This is a genomic window from Lentzea sp. NPDC054927, from assembly GCF_053610285.1.
The window spans coordinates 69721-78444 of the sequence record NZ_JBSGXZ010000044.1 but is presented as its reverse complement, the minus strand read 5'-3'; the positions used below and the strand labels follow the sequence as shown (position 1 = coordinate 78444).

The window sequence follows — 8724 nt, the reverse complement described above, 5'->3', positions numbered from 1 at the left end:
GCCTGCGCCGGGGCCGACGCTGTTGTGACGGCGGCTCGGGAAGAGACCGAAACGTTGTCCGGAGGTCGTTGTCCGGTGTTCGTGCTTCGACACCGGACAACGATCAACCTGTAGAAATGCGGTGCGGTCAGCCAGTCCGGGGGGATCAGGCGGATCGCGCTCGGGGGAGGAGCGCCCCGCCACGCAGGAGGCAGGGGGATGCGTGGCGGGGCGCTTCAAGACCGGTTCGGCAACGACTAGTTCGCGTTGAGGAACTGCTGGGCCAGGGCCTCACCCTGGGACGTGGCCTTGCCGTGGTCCTCGATCGGGGACACCTTCGAGTTCTTGAAGTAGATGTAGTGCACCGGGCCGTCGGTCCCGCCGTTCTCCGGGTTCGGGTTGATGCCCAGGTTCACCGCGGTGGCGTAGGACGCCTCACCGATGATCGCCGTCGGGCCCGTGTCGCCGACCACGGCGTACTCGACCTTGTTGTTGTAGATGACGGCGACGACGCCACCGCCCTGGATGCCGAACTTGCGGTAGTCCCACGTGCCGCTCGCTGACGGCACGACGACGTACGGGAGCTTGTCCGCGACCAGCGGCTTGCCCTTCGAGTCGTGGAAGGCGGTGTCGGGTTGGAACCACGGGTCGGTGTTCTCGTTGCACTTCGACGTGCGCTGGCCGTCGCAGTCGATGTCCAGGTCGGCCTTGTACCAAACGGCACCGTTCTTGCCGCAGACCGGGATGTTCGCGGACGTCTCGGAGTCGGACCGGTACTTGCCGCTGGAGATCTGCTGGCACGACGTCAGCTTGGCGAGCAGCTGCGAGGCGCTGGGACCGGCGGCCTGGGCGGCGGGGGATGCCAGGACGGAAGCCACCAGCGCGGACACCGCGAAAAGCCCTGGGGCGAGCTTGCGCATTGCCACCTCTTTCGACAGGGAAGTTTCCTGACTAAAAGCAGCGGTGGCATCACTCTGCGCAACTTAAGTTATGGGTGTCAAGGGCTTAAGGCTTACGTCCCAACAGTCCTATCAGGCGCGTTTGGTCATCCGCGTCCGTTGCGACCGGTACTGGTGAGTCAAACAGCGGACTTTCGCTCCACTCCGCGATGTTTCGTTCGACGTAAGCCAAAACTGTCGAGGCGAGCTCGGGATCGATTCGTTCCTCGGCGCCGATCGAACGCGCCAGATCCCACGCGTGCACGGCCAGGTCCGTGGTCATCTGCCAGCAGTACTCCTCGGCGTCGAGCGTCCCGGACGACACGCTCACGGACTTCGTCAACGCGTCCGGCTCGAGCCACGCCTCGCGCGCCGCCGCTGCCGCGATCACCCACGACACCAGCGGGTCGTCGCCGAGGTTGTCGTGGTCGAAGCGGTCGCCGACCTGGGCGACCGTGCAGCCGGCCAGCAGTTCCGGCGCCCAGAGCTGTTCGTAGACCAGGTGGCCGACCAGATCTCTGACGGACCACTCCCGGCAGGGGGTGCCGAGCACCCACTGGTCGGGCGTGATCTCCCGGACCCGCCGGTCGAACTCGGTCATCGCCACTCCGTGCGCCTGGATCAAGTCCATCCCAGCAGTGCATCAAACCTCGCTCAAAAGCGCACCCCGGGATGAGAGTTGGGCCACTTGGACGCAACCCGAATTTCCAGCCGTACGAGCGTTCGGCGTAATGTGCACCGATCCGCCGTGACATCGTTGACACGAGAGGACGATGGCCTTGAGCGCCCCTAGCGCCAGCATCTCCGAGCAGGACAAAGGTTTCTTCGGGCACCCCCGGGGCCTGTCCACGCTCTTCTTCACCGAACTGTGGGAACGGTTCTCCTTCTACGGCATGAAGGCCATCCTCGGCCTCTACCTGTGGACAGCAGCTGCCGAGGGCGGTCTCGGCGTCGACAAGACGCTCGCGTTGTCCGTCGTGGCCATCTACGGCACCGCGGTCTACATGTCCGGTGTCGCGGGCGGCTGGCTCGCCGACCGGGTCTTCGGCGGCCAGCGGGCGGTGTTCTACGGCGGCGTGCTGATCATGCTCGGTCACATCTCGCTGGCCCTGCCGATCGGCCTCGCGGGCGTGTACCTCGGCCTGGTCCTCATCGTGCTCGGCACGGGCCTGCTCAAGCCGAACATCTCCACGGTCGTCGGCGGGCTCTACGAGCAGCACGACAACCGCCGTGACGCCGGCTTCACGATCTTCTACATGGCGATCAACATCGGCGGCTTCGTGTCACCGCTGATCACCGGCGCGCTCGCGGACGGGATCGGCTTCCACGCCGGCTTCTCCGTCGCGGCGGTCGGCATGGCGCTCGGCCTGATCCAGTACCGCGTCGGCCGCAAGAACCTGCGCGGGTCCGCCGCCGTGGCGCCGAACCCGTTGCCCTCGCAGGAGAAGGGCCGCGTCTACGGCCTCATCGGACTGATCGCGGTCGCGATCGTCGGCCTCGGCGTGCTCTCGTACTTCCTCGGTGGCGTCGAGGGCGTGATCCTGATGATCAGCATCATGTCCATCGTGCTGCCGGTCGGCTACTTCACCGTGATGCTGCGCAGCAAGAAGACGCTGCCGGAGGAGCGCCCGCGGGTCGTCGCGTACATCCCGCTGTTCGTCGCGGCCGCCATGTTCTGGCTGATCTTCGAGCAGAGCGCCTCGGTCATCGCCGAGTTCGCCGACTCGCACGTGGACAACCACGTGTTCGGCTGGGAGTTCCCGGTCGCGTGGTTCCAGTCGATCAACCCCATCATGATCATCCTGCTGGCGCCGGTGTTCGCGCTGCTGTGGGTGAAGCTCAAGGACCGCGCGCCGTCCACGCCGCGCAAGTTCGCCGGTGCACTCGTGCTCGTCGGTTTGTCGTTCGTGCTCATGTACTTCGCGAGCAACTCGGCGGCCGACGGCAAGGTGACGCCGCTGTGGCTGGTGCTGATGTTCCTGATCATGACCGCCGGTGAGCTCATGCTGTCGCCGGTCGGCCTGTCGGTCACGACGAAGCTGGCGCCCAGGGCGTTCGCGTCGCAGACGATGGGCCTGTGGTTCCTGGCGAGCTCGGCCGGTACCGGTGTGGCCGCGCAGCTCGTGAAGTTCTACACGACGAGCCCCTCGGCGTACTTCCTCACGCTGGGCGGCGCGGCCGTGGTGCTCGGTGGCGGTCTCGCGCTGGCGGCTCCGGCGATCCGGAAGCTGATGTCCGGGGTCGAGTAAGTCCCTGGGAGAAGGTGAGAGGGAGGCCCGTCGCGGCGGCGGTGCGGCGGGTCTCCCTCTCACTTACAAGGATGCACTACGCAGATGTGTCATTGGGGCACGAACATTGCTCCAGCCGGGTGAAGTCGAGCACGTGCTGCGACGATTTTCGCCCCACGTCAGGTCGACTTCACCGCCAGTGACCGTTTGGTTTCGTTCGCCCGCACCGGAAGTCGCAACGCGCCGCGGATGAGCTTCGACCTCCTGCGCGCCACGGGTCCGTCCGGCGCGAGGTTCGGGAACCGCTTGAACAGCTCGTGCAACGCGACCGCTCCCTCGATGCGGCTCAGCCCCGCGCCGATGCAGTAGTGGATGCCCGCGGAGAACGCGAGGTGCTCACGCGCGTTGGACCGCGTCGGGTCGAACTTGAGCGGGTCAGCGAAAACGCGCGGGTCCCGGTTCGCCGCCGCCAGCATGAGCATCACCGGCATTCCTTTGGGGAGGGACACCCCGGCCAGCTCCAGGCGTTCCTTCGGCCAGCGGATCGTGTACTGCACGGGCGGGTCGAGCCGCAGCACCTCTTCCACGAACCCCTCGGCGTACTCGGGGCTCTGCGCGAGCGGCGCGACGGTGTGCGGGTTCTCGAACGCCTTCAGCACGCCGTTGCTGATCAGGTTCACCGTCGTCTCGAACCCGGCGAACAGCAACAACCCCGTGGTGGCAACGAGATCCTCGCGGCTGAGGTCGTCGTGCTGCGTCACCAGGTGGCTGACGATGTCGTCCTTCGGGTTGCGGCGGCGCTCGTCGATCAGGACGTCGATGAAGTCGTTGTACTCGATGATGGTGGCGTGCAGGTTCTTCAGCTGCTTGTGCGACCACACGCCGTCGAGCGTCTCGGCGAGCGAACTGCCCCAGCGGGCGAAGATCTCCTTGTGGTCGTCGGGCACGCCGAGCAGGTCCGCGATCACCTGGATCGGTACCTGCGAGGCGAACTCGCTGACGACGTCGAACCGGTCGTCGAGCCGGTCGAGGTAGTTCGTGACGATCCGCTTGATGGACTCGGTGCGGTCCTTCAGGGCGCGCGGCGTGAAGAACGGCTGGACGAGCTTGCGCAACCGGGTGTGCGTGGGCGGGTTCATCATCAGGAACGAGTCCTGCACCGGGTTGACGATCTTCTCGCCGTCCTTGACCAGCGTGATCGGCACCATCGACGCCTCGTCGAACGTGGCGGTGATGAACCTGTTGTCCCGCAGCACCGAATCGCAGATCTCGCGGGACGACGTGACGTACGCGCCCATGCGGCTGCGGACCATGTCGCCCTTCGCGCGCACCTTCTCGTACATCGGGTACGGGTCGCGGTCCGGCGGCGAGGCCATGACACCCGCGTACGGGTCACCTAGGAGCGCGTAGCCGCGGACGAGCGTGCGCAGCGCGAAGAACTGTGTGGCGGTCTTCAGCGTGGACGGCATGTGTCCACATTGCGTCCTACGTGAAGAAGCTTCAAGAGCTGCGGCGGTGGCGGCGCACGGTTTCTTCAACTAGATCGAGTACCGGCTCCATGTCGTCCGCCGGGAGACCCATGGCCAGGTGCGAGACGAGGCCTTCGAGGACGAGCTCCAGGAAGTTCGTCAGGACGGTGACGTCGACGTCGTCGCGGAGGTTGCCGGCTTCGCGCTGGCGGATGAGGCGCTGCCTGGTGGCCGCGGTGAGCTGTTCGCTGCGCTCGGCCCACCTGGCGCGGAAGTCCGGGTCGGTGCGGAGCCTGCGCGAGACCTCCAGGCGGGTGCCCAGCCAGTCCGCCGCGTGCGCTTCGTCCCGTTTCTCCGGTTCTTCCAGGAGGTCGCGCATGACCTGGACGAGGCCCTGCTCTGCCACCACGTCGGCCATCCGGAGCGCGTCGTCCTCCGCCAGCGCGAGGAAGAGCGACTCCTTGTCGCGGAAGTGGTGGAAGATCGCACCGCGGGAGAGTCCCGTCGCCTCTTCGAGACGGCGTACGGTGGCACCCTCGTAGCCGTGGCGCGCGAAACAGGAACGCGCGCCGTCGAGGATCTGACGGCGGCGGGCGTCTAGGTGGTCCTGACTGACCCTGGGCACCGGTAGATGGTCGCAGGGCGAGGGTGGGAAATCCAATCCGTACGTACGGATTGGACACGTCTGAAGGTGTGATCTTTGCGGGTGATCCCTTTCGTGTGGATCATCGGCCGGGCCTGCGCGAACGCGCGCGGCGGCACCAATATCCTCCACCGCCATGGACACGCAGGAGATCATCAAGCTGTCGACGCTCGCCGAGCGCCTGGGGTGGCAGCGGCGTGAGTCCACAGGCGTCCACGTGGTCGATCTGCTGCTCAGCCGCACGGTCTCGGATCTCATCGCCGCTCTGGCCGAGAACCGGGATCGGTAACGGACAGTGTCCCGGGTTGCTGGTAAGCGCTTTCCAGCAGTTCCGGGAAGGGGTTGACTCCAGATGTCACGTGGTGGTGTGATCTGCGCGACAGTTAGGAAAGTTTCTATCCAATAACTGAATCCGCCGCCGCATGGAGTGATCCCCCTACCCGTCTTGTGGGAGGCACAACAGTGGCACCGAGCAGAGGTCGGGCGTTACGCGCGCTCGGCACAATGGGTGTTGCGTTCGCGACAACCATCGCAGTGATGTCGGTACCGGAGTCGGCCCTCGCGGCGCCGGTCCGGTACGAAGCGGAGAACGCGACGATCTCGCAGGGCGTCGTGGAGTCGAACCACGCCGGGTTCTCCGGTGCCGGGTTCGTCAACGTCGACAACGTCGCGGGGAGCTCGGTCGAGTTCACCGTGACCGCGGCGCGGGCGGGCCAGGCGAAGCTGGTCATCCGCTACGCCAACGGAACCGCGGACAACCGCCCGGTCGACGTGAGCGTCAACGGCGGTCTCGCGGTCGACGAGCGCGCCTTCGCGGGCACGGGTGCCTGGACGACGTGGGTGTCGGCCGAGAACACCGTGAACCTGAACGCGGGCGAGAACAAGATCAAGCTCACGTCCACGGGTGCCACCGGCGGGCCGAACCTCGACTACGTCGAGGTCGAGGAGAGCGCCGTTCCCGCTCTCGAGCAGGAAGCGGAGAACGCCACCATCTCGCAGGGTGTTGTCGAGTCCAACCACGCGGGTTTTTCCGGCACTGGCTTCGTCAACTACAACAACGTGGTCGGCTCGTCCGTCGAGTACGCGATCAACGCCGACCAAGCCGGCGAGCACGAGCTGACCTTCCGCTACGCCAACGGGACGACCGCGGACCGGCCGGTCTCGGTCACCGTGGACGGCGCGGGTGCGCAGACGGTGTCGTTCCCCGGCACCGGCGCGTGGACGACCTGGCAGACGCGCACCGCGAAGGTGACGCTGAAGGCCGGCGCCAACAAGATCAAGGCGACCGCGACCACCGCGAACGGCGGCCCGAACGCCGACAAGCTGACCGCGGTGCGGCTCGGCCCGGTCGACAACGAGCCACCTACGCCGCCGAAGAACCTGCAGTTCGTCAGTTCGACGCACAACTCCGTGTCGCTGAAGTGGGAAGCGGCCACGGACAACATCGCCGTGACGGGTTACGAGATCTACCAGCACGGCCAGCACGTCGCGAGCGTCGGCAACGTGCTGGAGGCGACCGCCACCGGCCTGCAGCCTGACACGGACTACGACTGGACCGTGCTCGCGAAGGACGCCGCGAACAACGTCTCGCAGGCCTCCAACAACGTCATCGGCCGCACGCAACCCGCGCCGCCGGACAACCAGGCGCCCACGGTCCCCGGCAACCTGCGGTCGCCTGCCAAGGGCGCGACGTCGGTCGACCTCGCCTGGAACGCCTCCACGGACAACGTGGGCGTCACCGGCTACGACATCTACGTCAACGGCCAGAACAGGCAGTCCGCGGACGGAAATGCCACCTCGGCGACCGTCGCCGGCCTCACCACGGGCACCGAGTACGCGTTCAAGATCCTGGCCAAGGACGCGAAGGGCAACCAGTCCGGGTTCTCCAACGAGATCAAGGTGACCCCGGCGGCCGGCGGCCCGACCGGTACCCCTGACCCCGGTGCGGTGTCCACGATCGCGTCCGGCGTCGACGTTGCGTGGGGTGTCGTGTTCCTGCCGGACGGCTCGGCGTTGTTCAGCGAGCGCAACACCTTCAACATCTACCGGCTGACCAAGAGCGGTCAGAAGACGCTGGCCGGCAAGATCAGCCAGGCGGTCGGCACCAACGGTGAGGGCGGTCTGCTCGGCCTGGAGGTCGCGCCGACGTTCAACACCGACCACTGGTTGTACGTCTACCACACCGCTTCCGAGGGCAACCGCGTCATCCGGATCAAGTACGAGAACGGCGCGCTGGTCCAGAACACGTACCAGATCCTGTTGCAGGGCATGGCGAAGAACCGCTACCACAACGGTGGACGCCTGCGGTACGGCCCGGTCGACGGCAAGCTGTACGTGTCCGTCGGTGACGCGCAGAACCCGGACAACAACCCGCAGAACAACAACTCGCTCAACGGCAAGATCCTGCGGATCAACCTGGACGGCTCGATCCCGTCCGACAACCCGTTCGGCAACGCCGTCTGGTCGAAGGGGCACCGCAACCCGCAGGGCCTCGACTTCGACTCGAAGGGCCGCCTGTGGGAGTCCGAGTTCGGCGACTCCACGCAGGACGAGGTCAACCTGATCACCAAGGGCGGCAACTACGGTTATCCCGCCTGTGAGGGCACCTCTGGCAGCTGCTCCGGCTACATCGCGCCGAAGAAGACCTGGTCGACGTCGCAGGCCTCGCCCTCCGGCCTGACCATCATCAACGACCACGTGTTCGTGGCGACGACGGTGGGTCAGCGCGTCTACCGCCTGCGGATCGACGGTGACACGCTGGTCGACCAGAAGGTGTACTTCCAGAGCACCTACAACCGCCTGCGCACGGTCGAGGTCGACCACGACGGCGACATCTGGCTGACCACCAGCACGGACAAGGACGGCACCGCGAACAACGACCGCGTCCTGCTGATCGACATCCAGTACTCGGGCGGTGGCGGTGGCGGCTTCAAGCTGACGTCCTCGGCGTTCGCGGACGACGCGATGATCCCGGCCAAGCACACGTGCGCAGGTGACGGTGTCGCCGGTCAGGACCCGTCGCCGCCGCTCGCGTGGGGAGCCTCCACCGGTGCCCAGGCGTACGCCATCGTGTTCGCGGACCGGGTGAACAACGGCAACAAGCTGCACTGGGCGATCTGGGACATCCCGGCTGCCACGTCGTCGTTGCCGGAGAACCTCGGTGCCGGCTTCACCGTGCCCGGCCAGGGCGGGGCGAAGCAGAAGGCGATGGGGTCCGGCGCGAATTCGCAGAAGTTCTTCGGGCCCTGTCCCGGTGGTTCCACGAACCCGTACACGTTCACGTTGTACGCGTTGAACACCGCGACGGTTCCGGGAATCACTTCCTCGTCGACGATGGCTCAGATCGAAACGGCCATCAAGAACGCGTCCACCGCCAACACGGTGTTGCGCGGGCGTTCGAACGCTTCGACGTAAACCGCGATTTGAGTGAGCGGGGCCTCCGCAACGTTGCGGAGGCCCCGCTTTCG

At 66.4% G+C, this 8724-nt stretch carries 7 protein-coding genes; 3 read left to right on the top strand and 4 right to left on the bottom strand.

Annotated features, from left to right (window positions below; translation table 11 throughout):
• Positions 1-236: 236 nt before the first annotated feature.
• Positions 237-899 carry a glycoside hydrolase family 75 protein gene (locus tag ACWGE0_RS37935; RefSeq protein ID WP_452265696.1) on the bottom strand — a complete coding sequence of 221 codons (663 nt, stop codon included), beginning with the start codon at positions 897-899 and terminating at the stop codon, positions 237-239.
• Positions 900-984: 85 nt separating this feature from the next.
• Entirely contained in the window at positions 985-1518 is a 534-nt protein-coding gene (locus ACWGE0_RS37930; protein ID WP_452265695.1) for a TIGR03086 family metal-binding protein, read from the bottom strand.
• A 172-nt stretch (positions 1519-1690) separates the two neighbouring features.
• On the opposite strand from ACWGE0_RS37930, the gene ACWGE0_RS37925 reads away from it, so the two are divergent.
• A complete protein-coding gene (locus tag ACWGE0_RS37925; RefSeq protein ID WP_452265694.1) occupies positions 1691-3166 on the top strand; it encodes a peptide MFS transporter in 1476 nt (491 codons plus the stop codon).
• Between the two features lie 158 nt (positions 3167-3324).
• Here ACWGE0_RS37925 and ACWGE0_RS37920 read toward each other — a convergent pair whose 3' ends face one another.
• Positions 3325-4614: a cytochrome P450 gene (locus tag ACWGE0_RS37920; protein ID WP_452265693.1), complete on the bottom strand. Its 1290-nt coding sequence runs from the start codon at positions 4612-4614 to the stop codon at positions 3325-3327.
• 31 nt (positions 4615-4645) lie between these two features.
• Entirely contained in the window at positions 4646-5239 is a 594-nt protein-coding gene (locus ACWGE0_RS37915) for a TetR/AcrR family transcriptional regulator (RefSeq protein WP_319971077.1), read from the bottom strand.
• A gap of 154 nt (positions 5240-5393) precedes the next feature.
• Between ACWGE0_RS37915 and ACWGE0_RS37910 the strand changes: the two genes are divergently transcribed.
• Both ACWGE0_RS37910 and ACWGE0_RS37905 read left to right on the top strand, forming a co-directional pair.
• Positions 5394-5546, top strand: coding sequence for a hypothetical protein (locus ACWGE0_RS37910; protein ID WP_319971078.1), 153 nt, complete (start codon positions 5394-5396; stop codon positions 5544-5546).
• Positions 5547-5794: 248 nt separating this feature from the next.
• The gene (locus ACWGE0_RS37905; protein ID WP_452265692.1) at positions 5795-8671 is read left to right on the top strand and encodes a PQQ-dependent sugar dehydrogenase; all 2877 of its coding nucleotides are present in this window, start codon (positions 5795-5797) and stop codon (positions 8669-8671) included.
• The last annotated feature ends 53 nt before the right edge of the window (positions 8672-8724 follow it).